General features: G+C 28.7%; 14 protein-coding genes. 9 read left to right on the top strand and 5 right to left on the bottom strand.

Annotated features, from left to right (window positions below):
- Position 1: 1 nt before the first annotated feature.
- Genes BLT70_RS03185 through BLT70_RS03175 form a run of 3 tightly spaced genes read left to right on the top strand, consistent with a single transcriptional unit; the run spans position 2 to position 3,497 of the window.
- The gene (locus BLT70_RS03185) at positions 2-1,279 is read left to right on the top strand and encodes an oligosaccharide flippase family protein (protein WP_091891463.1); all 1,278 of its coding nucleotides are present in this window, start codon (positions 2-4) and stop codon (positions 1,277-1,279) included.
- Position 1,280: 1 nt separating this feature from the next.
- Positions 1,281-2,873 carry an asparagine synthase C-terminal domain-containing protein gene (locus BLT70_RS03180; protein ID WP_091891460.1) on the top strand — a complete coding sequence of 531 codons (1,593 nt, stop codon included), beginning with the start codon at positions 1,281-1,283 and terminating at the stop codon, positions 2,871-2,873.
- The gene (locus tag BLT70_RS03175; protein ID WP_091891457.1) at positions 2,874-3,497 is read left to right on the top strand and encodes a DapH/DapD/GlmU-related protein; all 624 of its coding nucleotides are present in this window, start codon (positions 2,874-2,876) and stop codon (positions 3,495-3,497) included. It begins immediately after the preceding gene.
- On the opposite strand, the gene BLT70_RS03170 is transcribed toward BLT70_RS03175, so the two are convergent.
- From BLT70_RS03170 to BLT70_RS03155, 4 genes are all read right to left on the bottom strand, one after another.
- A complete protein-coding gene (locus tag BLT70_RS03170) occupies positions 3,475-4,380 on the bottom strand; it encodes a hypothetical protein (protein ID WP_091891454.1) in 906 nt (301 codons plus the stop codon). The genes BLT70_RS03175 and BLT70_RS03170 overlap by 23 nt on opposite strands.
- A gap of 1 nt (position 4,381) precedes the next feature.
- Positions 4,382-5,686, bottom strand: coding sequence for a polysaccharide deacetylase family protein (locus BLT70_RS03165; protein WP_091891452.1), 1,305 nt, complete (start codon positions 5,684-5,686; stop codon positions 4,382-4,384).
- Positions 5,687-5,756: 70 nt separating this feature from the next.
- Positions 5,757-6,443, bottom strand: coding sequence for a DNA repair protein RadC (gene radC, locus BLT70_RS03160; RefSeq protein ID WP_091891451.1), 687 nt, complete (start codon positions 6,441-6,443; stop codon positions 5,757-5,759).
- A 150-nt stretch (positions 6,444-6,593) separates the two neighbouring features.
- Positions 6,594-8,807: a tetratricopeptide repeat protein gene (locus BLT70_RS03155; RefSeq protein ID WP_091891448.1), complete on the bottom strand. Its 2,214-nt coding sequence runs from the start codon at positions 8,805-8,807 to the stop codon at positions 6,594-6,596.
- 241 nt (positions 8,808-9,048) lie between these two features.
- Between BLT70_RS03155 and trkA the strand changes: the two genes are divergently transcribed.
- From trkA to BLT70_RS03130, 6 genes are all read left to right on the top strand, one after another.
- Positions 9,049-10,395: a Trk system potassium transporter TrkA gene (gene trkA / locus BLT70_RS03150; RefSeq protein WP_091891445.1), complete on the top strand. Its 1,347-nt coding sequence runs from the start codon at positions 9,049-9,051 to the stop codon at positions 10,393-10,395.
- A 1-nt stretch (position 10,396) separates the two neighbouring features.
- Positions 10,397-11,896: a TrkH family potassium uptake protein gene (locus BLT70_RS03145; protein ID WP_091891443.1), complete on the top strand. Its 1,500-nt coding sequence runs from the start codon at positions 10,397-10,399 to the stop codon at positions 11,894-11,896.
- 571 nt (positions 11,897-12,467) lie between these two features.
- Positions 12,468-16,781 carry a Calx-beta domain-containing protein gene (locus BLT70_RS03140; RefSeq protein WP_091891440.1) on the top strand — a complete coding sequence of 1,438 codons (4,314 nt, stop codon included), beginning with the start codon at positions 12,468-12,470 and terminating at the stop codon, positions 16,779-16,781.
- Between the two features lie 26 nt (positions 16,782-16,807).
- Positions 16,808-16,978 carry a hypothetical protein gene (locus BLT70_RS17215; RefSeq protein WP_172824377.1) on the top strand — a complete coding sequence of 57 codons (171 nt, stop codon included), beginning with the start codon at positions 16,808-16,810 and terminating at the stop codon, positions 16,976-16,978.
- Between the two features lie 90 nt (positions 16,979-17,068).
- Positions 17,069-18,205: a hypothetical protein gene (locus tag BLT70_RS03135; RefSeq protein WP_091891437.1), complete on the top strand. Its 1,137-nt coding sequence runs from the start codon at positions 17,069-17,071 to the stop codon at positions 18,203-18,205.
- The gene (locus tag BLT70_RS03130) at positions 18,195-19,307 is read left to right on the top strand and encodes a nucleotidyltransferase family protein (RefSeq protein WP_091891434.1); all 1,113 of its coding nucleotides are present in this window, start codon (positions 18,195-18,197) and stop codon (positions 19,305-19,307) included. The genes BLT70_RS03135 and BLT70_RS03130 overlap by 11 nt, the downstream gene beginning before the upstream one ends.
- Here the strand turns inward: BLT70_RS03130 and BLT70_RS03125 are convergent.
- The gene (locus tag BLT70_RS03125) at positions 19,291-20,643 is read right to left on the bottom strand and encodes a UDP-N-acetylmuramate--L-alanine ligase (protein ID WP_091891431.1); all 1,353 of its coding nucleotides are present in this window, start codon (positions 20,641-20,643) and stop codon (positions 19,291-19,293) included. The two genes, BLT70_RS03130 and BLT70_RS03125, sit on opposite strands and share 17 nt — an antisense overlap.
- Between the last annotated feature and the right edge of the window lie 100 nt (positions 20,644-20,743).

The following is a 20,743-nucleotide window of genomic DNA, read 5'->3' as shown; positions in this document are numbered from 1 at the left end:
TATGCAACTATTTTCTTTTTTAAAAAAAGAGTTTGTTAAAAATGTTTTAACATTAATAACGGGTTCTGCTTTAAGTCAAGTTGTTATTTATGCTTCAATTTTAATACTTACACGCCTTTTTTCTACAGAACTTTTTGGTATTTACACCTTATTTTCATCAGCAACTTTAATTTTAAAACCTTTGGCAACTTTACAATATGAATTTGCTATAGTTTTACCAAAAAGAGATAAAGATGCAATCAATTTAGCCGCTTTTTCTTTTATAATCTTAGCAATCTATTGTCTTTTATTACTGATTATAATCTTCTTTTTTAATGAGAGTATTGCTAATTTCTTTAATATTACGAAACTCGCAAATTTCATTTATTTATTACCGCTAAGTGTTTTTCTTTTTGCAAGCGTTTCAATTTTTGATTATTGGAACAACAGAACAAGTATGTTTAAAAACATTTCTAAAGGATTATTAGCAAAATCTGCTACTATGAGTTCTGCTCAATTAGCAACGGGTTTTAGCTCTTTTAATTCTTTGGGATTAATTCCAGGAATGCTTTTAGGACAATGTATGCAGCTCCTTTTTTTAATAAAAGCCTCTGCTAAAACAATGCAAAAACTTATTAAAAATTTATCTTTAAAAAGGATGTTTTTTTTAGCAAAAAGATATAAAGATATTCCTGTTTTTAACACCATTATAAACTTAACAAATAATCTTTCCAACGAATTACCAGTACTTTTAATTACTAAATATTTTGGTTTGGCAAGCTCAGGAATTTATGGTTTGGCAATTAAATTTATGAGAGCACCTGTTGGTATTTTTCAACAATCTATAAATCAGGTTTTCTTTAATAAAGCAAGTAAAATATATAATGAGAAAGGCGATTTACATGATTTAGTTATAAAAACAGCCAAGCATTTATTATTTATTAGCTCCTTTCTTTTTATTCCTTTATTTGTAATTTCTTTTTTCTTAGATATTATTTTTGGAGAAAATTGGGCAGACGTTGGTTTGTACTCAAGAATTATAATTCCGTGGTTATTCTTTGCTTTTTTAAGCAATCCAATAACGCCATTAATTCTGATTTTAAACAAACAAAAAACGATGGTTATTTATGATTCTTTTTTACTGATATTTAGATTTTTGGCGTTATTTTTAGGATACTATTTTTACGACAACATTGTTATTTCTTTAATACTTTTTTCTGGAGTAGGAATGCTTTTTAATATTCTTATATTTATCTATCTTTTAAAAACATCCAAAGAAAAGAAAATTGCATACAGCTAATATGAACATAACTTTAAAACATAACAAAGGCTTTAAATGGTATAAAAATGATTCCCTTTTTTTTAAAGGTTATTTTTATATAAATGCTATTTTTTATGAAAAAGAAAATGCTGTAAACTACCTGTCATCAGTAAGAACCACATCTGATTTTAAGGAACTTTTAAAGAATATAAATGGTGTTTTTACCTTACTTTTTTCTGATAAAAATAAGGTTTTTATTGCTTCTGATATTACAAGATCTTTCCCGATTTTTTATACTTTTCAAAACAATAAACTATTTTTAAGTGATGACATTTTTTATCTAAAAGATACTTTTAATCTTGATACTTTTGATGCATTATCAGAAATTGAGTTCAAAGCATGCAATCATACACACGGAAAAAAAACGTTATTAACAAATGTTTTTCAAGTACAAGCTAGTGAATATCTAATCATCAAAAATGATGAAATAATTGAAAGTAATTTTTTCTATTCGTATGCCATAAAAAAAGAAAGTTCAGATCCTTATACTACTTTAAAAAAGAAAGCAATTGATGCTTTCGAAAATACAATTAAAAGGTTTATAAACTCCTTAAATAATAGAACCGTTGTTATTCCTTTAAGCGGTGGTTTTGATTCTCGATTTATTGCTGTAATGCTAAAAAAATACAATTATAAAAATGTATTTTGTTATACGTATGGTAGAAAAGATAGTTTTGAAATTGAAAATTCTAAAAATACTGCAGAAGCTTTAAATTTTAAATGGATTTTTATTGAATACAATTCTCAAATCATTGATGGATTTTTAGAAACATCAGCATTTAAAGAATATGCGCATTTTGCAGGAAAACTTTCTTCCATGCCAAATTTACAAGAGTATTTTGCCGTTAATTATTTAAAGGAAAATAATTTAATTGCAGAAGACTCCATATTTATTCCTGGTTATGCAGGCGATTTATTAGGAGGCAGTCAGTTTTTAAAAGTAATTCCAGAAAATTTAAACCATACCGACATTGCTGACTTAATAATTGAACAGAAATTTACAAATTACCCTTTATCAGCATCAAACAAGAAAATTTTTAAAAGACAAGTTAAAAAGCAGTTAACTCATATTGATGATAATTATGTAGAGAAAATTCCTTCTTCTGTTTTTGAAGATTTTGACCTTAAAGAAAAAATTGCAAAATATATTTTTAATTCAGCCAATTTTTATACTTATTTTGGATTTGAGCATCGATTTCCTTTCTGGGATAAAGAATTGTTAGATTTCTTTAAAAAAGTACCTGTAAAAAATAAACTGATGAAAACATTTTTTGATGCTATTTTAATCAATGAATATTTTAAAAAATATAATGTTTATTTTGAAAGTGAATTACAACCATCAGAAAAAAATATTAATATTCAAAAAGTAAAGAACAAAATAAAACCATTTTTACCTACTTTTATAAAACAGCAATTTCTAGAAAAAAACGATTGGGTAAATTACAAGCCTTTAACAGATAAAATGCTAAAATCACTTAATTTAAACAAGTTAAAAGTAGAAAAATCATCAAAAGAATATAATGAAATTATTACACAATGGTATTTGTATTTCTCTAAAAACAAGATAAAATAAATGTTTAAAAAAATAGATTTTCTCTTTTTCGGATGGATTATAAATTGGTTGTACCCAAAATATTACAGACCAAAATATAGTTATCAGCGTTATTATATTTTATTTTTCCATTATTTAATTCCGCAAAAATTATTTAGATTAAATCCAAAAGTAAAATGGCCAGTTCATTTTACATCAAAAGTGTTAGCGCCAGAAAATATTCAAAAAGGAATTTTGTGCGATCCAGGAGATAATTACAACAATTATATTCAAGCAAATAACGGAATTATTTTTGGCTCAAATATTGAATTAGGACCTGGTGTTTCTATAATTTCATCCAATCATAAAAGCGATAATTTAAGAGAACACACAAAAGGAAAACCAATTACAATTGGCAATAATGTTTGGATTGGTGCAAATAGCACCGTTTTACCAGAAGTTTCTATTGGTGATAATGTTATCATTGGCGCAAATTCTTTGGTAAATAAAGATATTCCTAGTAATTCTATTGCTGTTGGCAATCCGTGTAAAGTTATAAAGCAGAAAGAATCTTATACAGAAGATTTATCAGCAATTATTTTCAATAAAAAACTACCAAAAAAGTTTGATGAATTTCTAAATTCTAAGGCTTCAACAACTTTATAAAAAAAGGTAAATTATTATATTTTATTTGCTGATATTTTTCTGTTTTCGAACCAAAACTCAAATAATAATTCGCAATATTTTCCATTGATGAACCTCCAAAATTATAGATATCAAAATGTGATTGATATTTAAAAATGGCGCGATCATTAAAAAAAGTATGTACGCCATTTTTTCTATTAGAAATATCTGATGCACAAACCAGTTGTGTTACTTTATTTTTATGTTTCAAGAAAAAAGCCGCAGCTAATAATTTATTATTTTCATCATAAATAGTTAGCAACTCTCCTACTCCTTTTTCAATAGAAAGATTCATCAAATTTAGTAAATTAGTATAATCTTTATCAGAAATCCCTTTTACACGTTCTGCAATATTTTCTTTAAAAATAGCAATTAATTTCTCTGGATTATCTGTCCAGTTTTCTATTAAATGATGTTTGTTTGCTTTTACAATTTCTCTTTTTCTATTTCTATTATAGCCTTTTAAAATAGCTTCATAGCCAATTTTTAAATCTAAATATTGAAACTGTTTAGGCAATAAACAATCCGAATTTAAAAACTGATTCGTAGTATTTAATCGAAGTTCTACAAACTTAAATTTACTATATAAAATTGCTAAAAATGGTTGAATATCTAGGCTTTCATCCAAAGAAAAAACACCTAATTCTAACAACCAAAGAGGCGGATACACATATTTAATTCCTACTTTTTTACGCCAAGTTACTGGCATAACAGCTTTGTAATCGTCTAAAACTAAAACGTCCCAATTATCTGCGACAATATCTAAATACCAAGAAAATGCAGATATTCTAGATTGAACGGAATTTTCTATACAAGTATCAAATTTAGCAATGTCTAAATCTTTTCTTTTTATATAATTTATCATTCTAAGAAGTCGCAATTTTTAACATCGATTCATACAAACGTTTCCAGCCTTTCCAACGTAAATAATCGCTTAAATTCTCGTTATGAAACAGCGTTATAAAAGTACCATTTACAGCTTTTACTTCGTTTTTTAAATCTCTAATTCTACCTAAAGATTGCTTAGGTGTTAATTTCATATAATCGTTTAAAGTAGTATCCATCAAAGCAAAAGGAAATACTTTTAAAGGAGTTTGAATTTCGAAATCTAAATCATAAAAATAAAAAGGTGTACACGTGCTTGCTCTAAAACCAACATTGCTTGCATACCCCATAGAATAATCTTCTTCAATTTCTAAATCTATTAAATTCTGATAAGTTTCTGGTAAAGAAAAACGTAAATAATGCTGTCTAGATCTGCTAACTGGCATATTTGTAATTGCCTCTAAACGTTCTTTTTCTTTCTTTAAAAGCACGGCATTTTGCATAGTAAAATAAGATGGATGTAAACCAACACGAGCATAATCTACCATTTCTTTTATGAGCAGTTTATATTTCATTTTTGAAGCAGAAACATTAGTGTCAAAAGTAGAATAATCGCCAATTAAAAAGAAGAAAATAGTTTTAACATTGTATTCTTTTCTTAACCTTAATATTTTATCAAAAGTATCAAAAGGATCTTTTTTTAAACCCCAAACAACCGTAAATCGATTCCAAACTTCTAACAATTTAAATTTAAACAAATCATTAAAAAAACCACCAACAGTTCTTATTAAACTTTTATGTTTGTAGGCAAATGCATTGTCTATATCTATTGTAGAAATGTAATTGTAAGCTCTTTGCGTGTATGTATAATCTGGAAATCTTTCTTTTAAAATATTTAAAAATTTATATGCCCAAATATCTACAATTGGTTTTTCTAAAAATTGATGTTTAAAAGCCAAACTTTGTTCTGCCGTAAAACGACCGTGAATGTCTTTTACATGTGGTAAATATTCTTCGTATCTAGTAATTAAATAGAAACTTGCAGCAAAAATATCAAAAGGAATTAGGGCTTTTTTATTGGTTGTAAAAAAACAAGGAACATCATCCCATTTTTGAACACTTATTTCTAAATCGTTTACACCTTGCTCAAATAATAAATCGTTACTTTTTATAAAAAATTCGTTTCCTAAAGGTGCTTTTGTATAGGTTAATTTTGGACCACTATGCGCTACAAATTCTTCTATTCTTGTAGTAAAACTAACAGGAATTAATAATGTTCTTGTTATAATATGTTTAAAAATATAACGTACTCTTGGTGTTAATTTATGTGTATAAACTAGTATCATTTTTTTCTATAGTTCCTAAGCTGCAAAGTAACAAAGATTCAAAGTTTATGCATTACTAAAAGTATAAAACTTACAACAAACCTTCATCAGCAAAGCTAAAATACGCTTTTTCGGTAATTATTAAATGATCTAACAATTTTATATCTAAAGTTGTGCCTGCTTGTTTTATTTTTTGCGTTAATTGTTTATCAGCAGTACTTGGTTGTAATTTTCCTGATGGATGATTATGACACACAATCATAGCAACAGAAGTTAGTTCTAAAGCTTGTTTAAACAACAATCGTACATCTACAATTGTAGCTGTTAAACCGCCTTTACTTATTTGATTTTTTGCTAATACTTTATTAGAATTATTTAAGAAAAGTACCCAAAACTCTTCGTGTTCTAAATCACCAATAATGGGTTGCATAATATTAAAACCGTCTTTACTACAGGTAATTTTCAGTTTTTCTAAAGCTATTTCTAGCTGACGCCTTTTACCTAATTCTAATGCAGTTATTATGGTAATTGCTTTGGCTTCTCCAATACCGTTAAACGTCATTAATTTTTCTACAGATAATTTTGCAAGTGCATTAATATTACTATCCGCAGCTTGTAATATTCTTTTTGATAATGCTACAGCGCTTTCTTTTCTGTTTCCAGAACCAATAAGAATTGCAATTAATTCTGCATCAGACAAAGCGTTTTTTCCTTTTGCAATTAATTTTTCTCGAGGTCTGTCGTCTAAAGCCCAAGATTTAATGGTTAATTTTTCCATGTAACAATTTTTGATAAAAATACGAAAATGAATTTTATCAATTTAAGGCTTCTATCTGCATGACATTCCATGACACTACTATGAGACAGCTAAAAGTAAAAACCTAATTTTAAGCGTATATTCTGAAAAGAATTTATTCTCTAAAAAAACCTAAAGCGAATTTAAAAAACTTCTATATTGTTGGTTATTTGGATATAATTGAATTAATCTTAAAACAATATTTTTAGCTTTTTCTTTTTGACTAGATTTAGAATAAATATATGCTAAAGCATATAATAAACTTTCGTTATTTGGATCTATTTTTAGACCAGCAACAATTGTTTTTTCTGCATTTTTTAAATCTTGGTTTTTATCATATAATAAACCTAAATTATAATAAAAACGAATATTATCTGGCATTACTTTAATTGCTGTTTTTAATTGAGCAATTGCATCATCTACTCTATTTAATTCTCCATACATTAAAGCTAGAGAATAATAAACTGGCCCATATTCTGGCTCTTGCTCAATTACAGTTTTAAAAGCTTTTTCTGCTTTTTCATACTGCTTATTATTGTAATATAATGTGGCTAAATTTATTCTAATTTGATTGTTAATATTATCAATTGCTAAGGCATTTTCATAATTTTTAATTGCCTCAACTATATTTCCTTTTTTATTATAATAATCTCCTTTTTTAATTCTTGAACCTACAAAATCTGCATTAGTTTTTAAATTTGTAAAAAACTCTTTTTTTACTTTCTGATAGCTTTCTTTATAAAATTCTGGTATTTCTGATTCATCCATAACCGCTAAACCAAAAAATGCTTTTATTCTAATAGTTCTCTTCGGATCATTTAATAATGGTAAAAAATAAGAAGTATAATCTTTAGTGTTAATAGTGCTTAAAACATCTACACTTGCTCCTCTTACCAAAGCAGATTCATCTTTTAAAAGGTTTAAATATTCCTGTATCGAACTCGGAATATTATAATTTGATAATGCTTTTGTTGCGGATGCTCTTACAATTTCTGGTTGCTGTTTATCGTGCATTAAATCAATTAAACCTTCATGAGCGCCAGGTTGCATGGTAATTCCTGGTGCTAACTTATCAGAAAAATGAACAGAATCTACTTCGCCAAATAGTTTTGTGAAATTTTTAGCCGCCCAAACATCGTCTTTATCTTTATGACAACCTGTACATGCATTCGGAGTTCCGTATTTTACACTTAAATCTGGTCTTGGCACTCTAAAACTATGATCTCTTCTAAAATCATTTCCCATATAATATCTACCAGGCATATGACAATTTATACATTTAGAAGATTCTGTATTTTGCGGATGAAAATGATGTTTAGGAGTATCATAATTTTCTGCAACATGACATTGTGCGCAAAGTTTATTTCCATCAAACTTTAATTTTAAAGAATGTGCATCATGACAATTGGTACAAGTTACATTATTTTGATACATTTTACTTTGCACAAACGAACCATACACATAATCTTCATCTAAAATTTGCCCATCTGCTTGATACAATCTTTCTTCTAATAACTGCGGATAATAATGATCTAACATTGTACCTTCAAAATTAAAAGCTTCAGAAAACTGTTCTCTTCTCATGTGGCAACGTGCACATTCATCTACCAATTCTTTTGGTGCTGTATCACTTGTCATTTGAAAACTACCATTGGCAACATATTTTTCGCCCAAATTTTCTTCAGCTGTAACATGTTCTTTTCCTGGTCCATGACAAGCTTCACAACTTACATTTATAAGTGCAAATTTTGTATTATAACTATGTGTTTCTTGCTCATAATTTTTACGAACATTGGTAGAATGGCAATCAGAGCACATATTATTCCAATTTAAACCTCCTCTTGACCAATGCAACCATTCTGAATGCACTACTTTAAAATCTGGATATAAATCAAACCATTTATTTTTAACAGAATCCCAAGCAGTTCGTAAACATTGGTAATGTCCATCAGGAAATTGAACAATGTATTGTTGCAAAGGCGTTATCCCAAAAGTATAGACAATTTTATAATCGTGATTTTTGCCATCAGGGCCATCTGTGTTTACATAAAAATCTTCTCCTTTTTTAAAGAAGTTTGAAGTTACACCTTGACTCGTAAATGTATGATTGTTAAAATCTGCTAAAACAGTAACACTATCGGCAATTTGCATTGCTTTATCATGATGAGAACCTTCCCATTTTTTAAATTCATTTTGATGACATTCTTTACATTTTTTATCACCAAGAAAATGACTATCAGGAATTAATTCTCCTGATAAAAAAACACTTTTACTTGTTTCAATTTCTTTATATTCAGGCTTTTTATCACACGAAAAAAAAGAAGCAAAGAGTAAAAAAAGAACCAAAAAGTTACAAACTTTTAAAAAGACCGGGGAGTTAACGTATTTTAATTTCAAGAAATGAGTTTTTAGTATCAATTTGTAAAAATAAAGTTTCTATGCTCTAAAAAAGACGATATTTATCAGTTTTTTATAAAAAAAGAAGTAAAATTACTTTATAAATCTTTCGTAAAAACTGAAAATATTTATTTATTTACGTTTCCAACAAAACTCTTTATATATTTGCAACTATTTCTATATTTGAAACATGAAAATTATTATTGCAGGTGCAGGAGATGTTGGCTTTCATTTAGCAAAGCTACTTTCTTACGAATCTCAAGACACTTACATCATCGATTTTGATGGAGATAGGTTAAACTATATCAACAATCATTTAGATGTAATTACCCAAAAAGGTGATGCAACTTCTATCAAACTTTTAAAAGAAATTGGTATTGATTCTGCTGATTTATTAATTGCTGTTACAGAAAGTCAAAATACTAATTTTACAATTTCTGTTATTGGAAAATCTTTAGGCGCAAAAAAAACAATTGCTAGAATTGATAACCCTGAATTTTTAAATGAATGTGAAGTAGATTTTACAAAATTTGGTGTAGATTTTATGATTTCGCCACAAGAATTAGCCGCAAATGAAATTAAAATGCTGCTAAATCAATCTTCATTTAATGACACTGTTGCCTTTGAAAGTGGTTTATTTAATGTATTAGGAACAGCATTAACTTATAATTCGCCTTTAATAGATCTTACTGTAAAAGAAGCAAAAGAAAAGTTTTCTAATGTAGATTTTATAACCATTGCAATAAAAAGAGAAAATGTTTCTCAAACTATTATTCCAAGAGGAGATACAACATATAAACTAGATGATCAGGTCTATTTTTCTGTACCAAATTACAGCATGAAAGACTTGTATCCACTTCTTGGAAAGAAACAATTTAACATTAAAAATGTAATGATTCTTGGAGGAAGTAGCATTGGCGAAAAAACAGCAAGAAATCTTTGTGAAGACAACTTTAGAGTTAAACTGATTGAAAAGAATAAAGAAAAAGCAGAAGTACTAGCAGAAACTTTAACCCATACCTTAGTTATTAATGGTGACGGAAGAGATTTAGAATTATTAGAAGAAGAAAACATTAGAGAAACTGATGCTTTTATTGCTGTTACCGCTAACTCTGAGACCAATATTATGTCTTGTTTAGTTGCAAAATCTAAAGGCGTTAAAAAAACAATTGCTTTGGTAGAAAACATGGATTATATCGATATTTCTCAAACAATTGGTATACAATCCCTTATCAACAAAAAACTAATTGCAGCAAGTAATATTTTTAAACATATTAGAAAAGGTGAAATCTTAGAATTAGCCAATTTACATAATATTGACGCTGAAGTTTTTGAATTTGAAGTAAAAATAAATTCAAAAGTTACAAAAGAACCTATTAAAGATTTACGATTTCCTAGAGAAGCTGTTTTTGGTGGAGTTATTAGAGAAGGAAAAGCTTTAATGTCTTTTGGAAATATGCAAATACAAACAGGAGATAAAGTAATTGTTTTCTGTTTACCCGAAGCAATATCAACCGTAGAGCGTTTTTTTAATTAAAATGGGATCGCTAAATCTAAAAATAATTTATCGCTTTTTAGGCATTACAGCCATTCTTAATGGACTGTTTATGTTTGTTGCTTATCCTTTTAGTTATTTTAATGACGAAAAAGCTGGTGACGGAATTTTAATTTCTGGAATAATTACAGTTCTTATTGGTGTTCTACTCTATTTTCTTAACAAACCTCAAAGTACCAGTATACATAAAAAAGAAGGTTATTTAATAGTAACTTCTGGATGGCTTATACTTTCATTTACAGGAATGTTACCCTACTTATTTTCTGGTGCAATACCGAGTATTACTGATGCTTTTTTTGAAACTATTTCTGGTTATTCTACAACCGGATCTTCAATTCTTACAGATATTGAATCTATGCCAAAAGGCATTCTTTTTTGGAGAAGTGTTACACATTGGATAGGCGGAATGGGAATTATTGTACTAACCATTGCAATTTTACCTCTTTTAGGAATTGGAGGAATGCAACTTTTTATGGCAGAAGCGCCAGGGCCATCTGCAGATAAATTACATCCAAGAATTACAGACACCGCAAAACGATTATACTTAATTTATGTCTCTTTAACCTTTGCTGAATTCTTTTTATTAAAACTTGCTGGCATGACTTGGTTTGATGCTATAAATCATGCAATGGCAACATTAAGTACAGGTGGTTTTTCTACTAAAAACAGTAGTGTAGCTTTTTACAATAATCTACCTTTTGCACAATATATTATCATCTTTTTTATGCTGATTGCAGGCTCAAACTTTGTACTAATCTATTTTGCTTTGAAAGGTAAAATTAAAAAAGTTTTTCAAAGTGAAGAATTTAGATATTATTTATTTGGTGTTTTAGGAGTTTCAGCAGTTGTTGCAATTTTAATTATATTTTTCCAAGATCCTAATTTACAAACTACAATTGCACATCCAAAAGTATATGGCGAAGCAGAAAGTGCTATAAGACACTCTTTATTTATGGTAACCTCTGTTGTAACTACAACTGGTTTTGTATCCGCAGATTTTACTACATGGTGTTTCTTTGCAACTGCTATTTTCTTTGCGCTCTTTTTTACAGGTGGTTCTGCAGGTTCTACAAGTGGAGGCGTAAAAGTTGTTAGACATATTATAATGCTAAAAAATAGCTTTTTAGAATTTAAAAAAGCCTTACATCCAAATGCAATAATTCCTGTAAGATATGATGGGAAATCGGTGAGTCAAACAATTGTTTTTAATATTCTTTCCTTTTTTATTATTTACATGCTAATTTTTATTTTAGCATCAGTTATTTTAACATTATTGGGTTTAGATTTCCTATCTGCGTTAGGTGCTACAGCTTCCTCTTTAGGTAATATTGGTCCTGGTTTAGGTTCTGTAAGTCCTGTTGATAGTTTTGCACATTTATCATCTTCTGCAAAATGGTTTTGTTCTTTTTTAATGTTAATTGGACGTTTAGAGCTTTTTACAGTTTTAATTTTGTTTACACCTTTCTTCTGGCGAAAAAATTAGTTTGCATCTAAGAAAGTCTCGTTTCTAATCAATATTTAAAAGAACCTCGTAAAATAGCTATTTTATAAAGCCAACGTTCATTTACTTCGTTGTTTTTTAAAAAAAGTTGTATCTTTAAATTCCTTTCTATTTAAAGCTTTTAAGGTCTTACAATATTATCTTTGTAAAAATACTACTATAATTTTAAAAATATACTAGTATAAACTACACAAAATACTAGTATATTTATAGAGAGATACTAGTACTTCTACAAAATAGATACGTAACAAATACAAAATTGATTCGTAACAAATACAAAACTTAAACGAACGGAATACAAAAAAGGTTGGTTTGTCTCCTAAAAGTTACATTAAAACTATTTATGCTTGCCTTTCTGTTGTACTTTACTAATGGTAAATGAAATTAATTTCAGTTAGTTTTTTCGAATTTAAAAAAAAGATAACGATAAATTTACGAAAATATTAAAATAAGAGCTCTATTTTAAGTTAACGTTATCTTTCAGTAAAATAGATAATTACTGTTTTCATTCTTTATATTTTTTGTAGTTTTATGGCAACAAAATACATAAATTATGAAACAAAAAAACTTATTAAAAATTGCAATGCTATTTGTTTTTGCAATAATTTCCAATTTTAGTTATTGTCAAGGTACAGAAACATTTACAGGTATCACTGGTAATGTAAGCAGTTATTTATCTAGAAGTTGGACTGGAGATGACGGTTCTACTTGGACAGCCACTAATGCAAGAGTTAGCGAAGATATTAATGGAGATGCAATCACATTAAACGACGACAAATCGGATACTTATGTGCAATCAGGAACAATAAGCGGTGGTATAGGAGACATAACTATATCTACTCAAAGAAAATTCAGTGGAGGCTCTAGTGTTCTTTCAGTTTTTATTAATGATGTAAAAGTTGGAACTGTACCAGTAGAAACTGCAATTACAACAACAACAATATCAAACATTAATGTAAGTGGTGATATAGTTATTAAATTATGGAATGACACCGGAGGTTCGAGCAGTGGTGGTGCTGATAGAGTAGGTATAGACGATGTTGTATGGACAGCTTTCACAGGTATAATTACACCAACGGTAACTTTCGATACTGAAACAAGTTCTGTTAATGAAGCAGATATAGATGTTGTTACCACAGGGATTCCAGTAACTTTAACAAACTATGCTGCAGGTGTTACTATTACCCCAACGGTAAATGGCGCAAGTACAGCAGATCCTGCAGATTATACAATTGATTTAACTCCGATTGTATTTGGTGCTGATGAAACAAAAAATATACCGTTAACAATTCATCATGATGATGATTTTATTAATGGAACTATTATTATTGATTTTACAGTAACTGATGGAACTGCAGATTTAGGGACAAGCCAACATACAGTTACTATTACAGATGATGAAGTTGCACCATCTATTGGTTTTGACACTGCTACAAGCTCTGAAACAGAAACTGACACAACTTTCAACGTATTAATTCCTGTTACTGTTTCAGATTATTCTGGCACACAAATAGACGTTAGTATTGCTGCTTCTGGTACTGCAGATGTTGCAGATTACACTTTAAATACTGCAAGTTTAACTTTTACTGCAGATGGTTCTCAAAACGTTTCTTTAGATATTAATGATGATGCAGATTCTGACATTGAAACTGTAATTTTAACCATTACTGAAACAAGTACTGTAACTGGTTTGGTAATTTCTCAAGATACACATACAGTTACCATTATAGATAATGATATTGCACCAGGTATTTCATTACCTTACACTATTGACTTTACAAGTGTAGATCCTTTTTCTAATGATTGGACTGCTCAAAATATTGCAGGTACTTCAACTTGGGCTTACACTAATGGAACAGGAGTAAGCATGAATGCATATACCGACAGCTGTACTGCAGAAGATTGGCTTATTTCGCCAGCATTTAATTTAGATACTGCTGCAAACGAAATTTTATCTTACGATTTCTCTCAACAATACGGTTCTACTGCAATAGAAATATATTATTCTAATGATTACATAGGCACAGGAGACCCAAATACTGCTACTTGGACATTAATAGAAAGTGTTGCTGCCCAAAGTAGTACTGGTACTATTGTAGAAATTAGCAGTGAGAACCTTACCACTCTACAAGGTGTTGCTGGTACCAATGTATATATTGCCTTTAAGTACGATACTAATGCTGATTGCTCTAATTGGATTGTAGAAAACTTTACTTTAGAAACAGCGTCTTTAACACCAAATGTTACTTTTGACGCTGAAACAACTTCTGTTAATGAAACAGATGTAGATGTTGTTACCACTGGTATTCCTGTAACTTTTACAAATTACAATACAGATGTTACCATTACTCCAACTGTAAATGGTTCTAGTACTGCAGATCCTTCAGATTATACAATCATTTTAACTCCATTAACTTTTTCTGCTAACGAAACTTTAAGTATTCCTTTAACAATACATGATGATGCAGATTTTATTGATGAAACGATTATTATCGATTTTACAGTAACTACTGGTACAGCAGATTTAGGAACAAGTCAACACACTGTTACTATTACAGACGATGAAGTTGCGCCATCTATTGGATTTGATGCCGCTACAAGTACTGAATCTGAAACAGACGCAACTTTTAACGTATTAATTCCTGTTACTGTTTCAGATTATTCTGGTACACAAATAGATGTTAGTATTGCTGCTTCTGGTACTGCAGATGTTGCAGATTACACTTTAAATACTGCAAGTTTAACTTTTACTGCTGATGGTTCTAAAAACGTTTCTTTAGACATTAATGATGATGCAGACACAGACAACGAAACTGTAATTCTAACCATTACAGAAACTAGTACTGTAACTGGTTTGGTTATTTCGCAAGCTACACATACTGTTACTATTGCAGATAATGAAACTCCTAATTATTTTGTAGAAGATTTCACTAACTCTAATGCTACTGGCGGATATAATGATAATAGTTTTTTAGGAAACAATAATATTACATGGACATACGTAGAATCTAGAGATGAAAATGGAGATGCTAATGGAGCTGGAATTGTTGGTAATGCTTTAATGCTTAGAAACAGTGGTAGTAAAGTTACTTCTAGTACTATTACTGGAGGTATTGGAGATTTTTCTGTTAAATTATACAAAGGTTTTACCTCAAGTGGAGATAGACAAGTAGAATTATTTATTAATAGTGTCTCTAAAGGAACGTCTATTGCTTTTGATGATGCTGATGATAAAGATGCATATACATTTGCAGTTGATGATATAAATGTTACCGGAGATATTATAATAGAACTAAGGAATATAACTGGTAAACAAATAATTGTTGATGATATTACTTGGTCTCCTTATTCACCAACAACAATAACTTGGGATGGGAGTGATAGTTCTGATTGGGCTACTGCAGCTAACTGGGATACAAATACTGTACCTACATCAGCTGATAATGTTATTATTCCTGATGTAGCTACTGCACCAATTATTGGAACTTCAACGGGAGCTGAAGCGAATGATTTAACTATTACGGAAACAGATGGTGTTACAATAAGTAGCGGAGGTTCTTTAATAGTAAGTGGTACTTCTTCAGGAAATGTTACTTACAACAGAACTCTAGCTTACGACGCAGATAAAACAAAAGCATGGTATTTAGTTTCTAGTCCTGTTAATGGAGAAATTATGACTGACATGATTAGCAATAACACTTTTGCTACTAGTGGCGCTAATATTGGTTTTGCTCCTTATGATAATTCACAAGCAGATTCTAATGATAGATGGTCTTATTTTGGTAGCGGAGCAACTGATGCTTTAGTAAACGGAAAAGGATACACTGCTAAACTAGGTGCTGCTGGAGACCTTTCTTTTACAGGAACACTTAATACAGGTGATGTTGCAATTGGTTTAACTCAAGGCAGTAATAATTTTAATTTGATAGGTAACCCTTATGCTTCTTATATAAATAGTGGTACTTTTTTAACTACAAATACAGATGAATTAGTACAAGAAGAAATTTATATTTGGAATCAAGGTACTGGTCAATATGACACACAAATTTCTGGAGATTCTTTTAAAATAGCTCCTGGACAAGGATTTTTTGTAGAAGCAAAAACTACGAATGATGTAACATTTACAACTGCATTGCAAAGCAATGAAGCTTCAGATACTTTTCAAAAAAGTGCTACAAGACCAGAAGTTCAATTATTTATGAATAATGGGGATGCTTCAAGATATTTAAAAGTGTATTATATAGATGGTACTACAACTGGTTTTGATAATGGTTATGATGGTAAATTATTTGGTGGAGTGCCACAGCCTTTTGCTCTTTATTCTCATTTAGTATCTGATAGTAAAGGTGAAAATTTCCAAATTCAATCTTTACCTAATTCAGATTTAGAAACCATGGTTATTCCTGTTGGTATTATTGCTGATGCTGGTAAAGAAATTACATTTACTGCACAAGCTTTAAACTTACCTTCTGAATTAAAAGTATTTTTAGAAGACAGAGAAGCAAATTCTTACACAAGATTAGATGAAGCTAATGCAAATTATAAAGTTACTTTAGATGAAGCTTTAAACGGGGTTGGAAGATTCTTTTTACACACTTCTGCTAAATCAACTTTAAATATTGAAGCTGTTTCTTTAGATAACATCAGTATTTATAACACTAATAATTCTAATTTAAGAATTGTTGGTTTATCTCAAGGAAAAGCAAATATAAAATTATTTAATATTCTTGGTAAACAAGTTTTAAATACTACTTTTACATCTAATGGTGTTCAAGATATTTCATTGCCTAATTTAGCAACTGGAATTTACATTGTTCAGTTAGAAACAGAAGCAGGAAAATTAAACAAGAAAATAACTTTAGAATAATTTCTAGAATTTAAATAAGATATATAATGAAAAATAACATAGAAAATAAACAAGAAGAAATTACACGTAAAGACGCTATTAAAAAAATAGGTAATTATGGTAAATATGCAGCTTTAACTGCTTTAGGTACTTACCTTATACTTAGTCCGCAAAAAGCACAGGCTGCAAGTATCGAAGCTCCTGGAACTGGATTTTAAAATAAATTAAATACTTTTTTTTATAAAACGCCTCAATTTTTGAGGCGTTTTTTTATTATAATAAATCCAAAATAACTACTTTTATTCTTTATGAAAAAAACGACCACTTTATATAAAGTTATTGACGATAAAACCATTACTTGGTTTGAAAATAACAACGAATATGTAGTATTAGAAAATACAACGGCAGATATTTTAAAAAGACTACATAAAGGAATAGCAGTTAAAGAAATAGCAACAGTTTTATCAAAAAAACTGGATGTTCCATTAGATAAAACAATAGACCTCATTTTAGAACTTGATAAAAAGTTTTTTACAAAAGAAAAATCTAAAACATCAGAAATAGGTAACGATTTTAGAGAACTAAAAAAACCTAAAGATTTCGAGTTTATAAAATACTATAAAATAAATGATATTATTTTTAAGATTTCTTTTTTAAGTGAAAAAGAACTTTCTTTAGTTCACCCTAAATTTGCACATTTAGTTATTGATGAAGCAACAGAATTTGAAAATGAATTTGAAGTTTTTATCAATCATAATTATATTTTTTTATATGTAAACAATACTTTTATTGGTTCTTGGAGCAGTAAAAATGTTCATTATTTTCAAGGAAAATTCTCAATGGAATTAATTCAGCAAATTCATCAAAAAGAAGAAAATGAATGGTTGGGTGTTTTTCATGCATCTGCAATTAGTAATAGTAAAAAATCAATGCTTTTTTTGGGTGATTCTGGTAACGGTAAAAGTACTTCTTTAGCACTTTTACAAGCAAATGGATTTACTTGTTTAGCAGATGATTTTGTTCCTGTTGATGCAAAAAAACAAGAAGTTTATAGTTTTCCTGCAGCTATTTCTATAAAGAAAAATAGTTTAGAAACTTTATTGCCAATTTATCCTGAATTAGGAACATCCGCAGAATACAACTTTACACGATTAAACAAAATTGTGCGTTATTTAAAACCAAATAACGATGATTTTTTTGCTCATTTACCTTGTAATGATCTAGTATTTATCAAGTATGAAAAAGATGCTGAATTAAGTTGTAAAGAAATTTCTAAAATTGATGCTTTTCAACAATTAATTCCTGATTCTTGGTTGTCACCAAAAAAGGAAAATGCACAAATATTTTTAGATTGGTTTGAAGGTTTAAAATGCTATCAATTAACATATTCTGATAATAAAAAAATGATTGCATCTGTCACAAAATTATTTGATAATGACTTATAAAGAAACACTTTTTTTTATTGGAAAGTGTTTAACTATAAATCACGAACAGCATAATAAAATTTTAGTTGAAACAGAATTAAAATCAGGAAATATTGATTGGAATTCTGTTGTAAAAGTAAGTACAGGGCATTTTGTTTTTCCTGCATTGTATTGTAACTTAAAAAGAGCCGAATTTCTTGATTATGTACCACAAGATTTGGTAGATTATATGATTCATATTACTGATTTAAACAGAGAACGAAATCAGCAAATAATTGATCAAGCAAAAGAGTTAAATGAATTATTATTATCTCACAACATTACTCCCATTTTCTTAAAAGGAACAGGGAATTTACTTGAAGGTTTGTATGAAGATATTGCAGAAAGAATGGTTGGTGATATTGATTTTATTATTTCTAAAAAGAATTACCCACCAGCAATTAAAATATTAGCAAATTTTGGATATAAAAAAGTACATAAAACTGATTATGATTTTCCTCAGTTTAAACATTATCCTAGATTAAATAAAAAAAATAATATTGCAGCTGTTGAAATACATAAAGAACTTTTAACAGAAAAATATGCAAATGAGTTTAATTTTAATTTAATAGAAAAAGACACTCAAAATATAAATAATACAACTTTAATTAGTTTTAAAAATCAATTAGCGCTCACAATAATTGCGAAACAAATAAACGATCATGGTTTTTTATATATAGATATAGCATTAAGAAATGCTTATGACGTTTTTTTACTTTCTAAAAAAACAGATGCATTAGTAGCTTTTAATAATTTAACAAAGCTCAAAAAACCTTTAAATTGCTTTTTAGCAAGTTGTTTTGTAATATTTAACAAACCTAATTCCTTAAAATTTTTAGAAGATAAAAACACTAAATCTTATATTAAATTATTAAACACTTTTCTTAATGATGATATTTTACGAAAAGAACATCAAAAGAAAATTAGTAAAAAAATAATTATTAATCATAGATTATTTATGACTTATAAATCAATTGTTAATAAAGAACATAGAATTTGGTTTATGAACACAATGACAGATAAAAAATGGTTGAGAAAAAAAATGGTAGAATTTGGTTTAAAAAAACCTAAACCAACTTCTTAACTTCTTCAAAATCTAAACCTCCATAATTACCAGAGCTCATTAAAACAACGGCTGTTTTTTCTAAATTCTGACTAAATAAAAACTCCTTAAATTCAGCAGGATTTGTATAAATAATTAAATCATCTCTTTCAAAAGCATTTGCAATTTGTTGTGCTGTAACTTCTTCTAATTGTTTAATTTTTACAGCATGAGGAGAATAAAAAACAACAGCTTTATCAGCAGCATTTAAAGCTCCTTTATACTCAGCTAAAAATTCTGCATTTAAACTAGAATAGGTATGTAATTCTAAACAAGCTAACACCGTTCTTTCTGCATACTGTTCTTTAACAGCTTTTGTAGTTGCTTCTACTTTACTTGGTGAATGTGCAAAATCTTTAAAAATTACGGTTGAATTATTTTCAACAATCTTCTCTAAACGTTTACTCGCTCCACCAAAACTTTCAATCGCTTCGTAAAAATCATCTTCATCAATTCCCATGTGTTGACAAATCCATTTTGCGCCCGCTAAATTTTGAAGATTGTGCTTTCCGAAAATTTCTAAAGGTAAATTTCCTTCTGCAGTTTCTAAGTAAGTAATTCCGTTTTCAATAAAATATTCTGGAGTTTTATATGGATATTTTTTAATATGATTTTCTGATGATTCTACAAGATCTTTTACATTTTCATCTTCCATATTATACACCATACTTCCACCATTCACCATAGAATCTGTAAAAATTTTAAACTGCTCTACATAATTCTCAAAAGTTGGAAAAACATTTATATGATCCCAAGCAACACCACTTAATAAAGCAATATTTGGTTTGTATAAGTGAAATTTTGGGCGCATATCAATTGGCGAACTCAAATACTCATCTCCTTCTAAAACAATAAAATCATTTTCTTCGGTTAAATGCACCATAGTTTCAAAACCTTCTAATTGCGCACCAACCATATAATCTACTTCTTTTTCGTGATAATTCAAAACATGTAAAATCATAGAAGTAATCGTAGTTTTACCATGAGAACCACCAATAACAACCCTCGTTTTATCTTTAGATTGCTCGTATAAAAACTCTGGATATGAATAAATTTTCAAGCCTAATTCTTGTGCTTTTAACAATTCTGGATTGTCTTTTTTAGCATGCATTCCAAGAATAATTACATCTAAATCTGATGAAATTTTTTCTGGAAACCAACCAAATTCTTTAGGCAATAATCCATATTTTTCTAATCTAGATTTTGATGGATTATGAATTGTGTCGTCAGAACCAGAAACTTGGTATCCTTTTTGGTGTAAAGCAATTGCTAAGTTGTGCATTGCACTTCCGCCAATAGCAATAAAATGAATGTTCATATACAAGAATTATAAAAGGTAAAAATACAAAAGCTCGTAATAATATTGATTATATTTAGAACGAAACTCAGTTAAAAATTAGTTTCACGAACTCAAATGA

Source organism: Polaribacter sp. KT25b (assembly GCF_900105145.1).
Classification (GTDB): domain Bacteria; phylum Bacteroidota; class Bacteroidia; order Flavobacteriales; family Flavobacteriaceae; genus Polaribacter.
The sequence above is the reverse complement of the archived record's forward strand: the minus strand, read 5'-3'. Positions and strand labels throughout refer to the sequence as shown.

Bases quoted from the DNA above. Each gene is read 5' to 3' on its own strand.
- BLT70_RS17215 (WP_172824377.1), top strand. From the start codon at position 16,808: ATGAAAAATAACATAGAAAATAAACAAGAAGAAATTACACGTAAAGAC.
- radC (WP_091891451.1), bottom strand. From the start codon at position 6,443: ATGGAAAAATTAACCATTAAATCTTGGGCTTTAGACGACAGACCTCGA.
- BLT70_RS03175 (WP_091891457.1), top strand. From the start codon at position 2,874: ATGTTTAAAAAAATAGATTTTCTCTTTTTCGGATGGATTATAAATTGG.
- BLT70_RS03125 (WP_091891431.1), bottom strand. From the start codon at position 20,643: ATGAACATTCATTTTATTGCTATTGGCGGAAGTGCAATGCACAACTTA.
- BLT70_RS03170 (WP_091891454.1), bottom strand. From the start codon at position 4,380: ATGATAAATTATATAAAAAGAAAAGATTTAGACATTGCTAAATTTGAT.
- BLT70_RS03185 (WP_091891463.1), top strand. From the start codon at position 2: ATGCAACTATTTTCTTTTTTAAAAAAAGAGTTTGTTAAAAATGTTTTA.
- BLT70_RS03140 (WP_091891440.1), top strand. From the start codon at position 12,468: ATGAAACAAAAAAACTTATTAAAAATTGCAATGCTATTTGTTTTTGCA.
- BLT70_RS03165 (WP_091891452.1), bottom strand. From the start codon at position 5,686: ATGATACTAGTTTATACACATAAATTAACACCAAGAGTACGTTATATT.
- trkA (WP_091891445.1), top strand. From the start codon at position 9,049: ATGAAAATTATTATTGCAGGTGCAGGAGATGTTGGCTTTCATTTAGCA.
- BLT70_RS03180 (WP_091891460.1), top strand. From the start codon at position 1,281: ATGAACATAACTTTAAAACATAACAAAGGCTTTAAATGGTATAAAAAT.
- BLT70_RS03130 (WP_091891434.1), top strand. From the start codon at position 18,195: ATGACTTATAAAGAAACACTTTTTTTTATTGGAAAGTGTTTAACTATA.
- BLT70_RS03145 (WP_091891443.1), top strand. From the start codon at position 10,397: ATGGGATCGCTAAATCTAAAAATAATTTATCGCTTTTTAGGCATTACA.
- BLT70_RS03135 (WP_091891437.1), top strand. From the start codon at position 17,069: ATGAAAAAAACGACCACTTTATATAAAGTTATTGACGATAAAACCATT.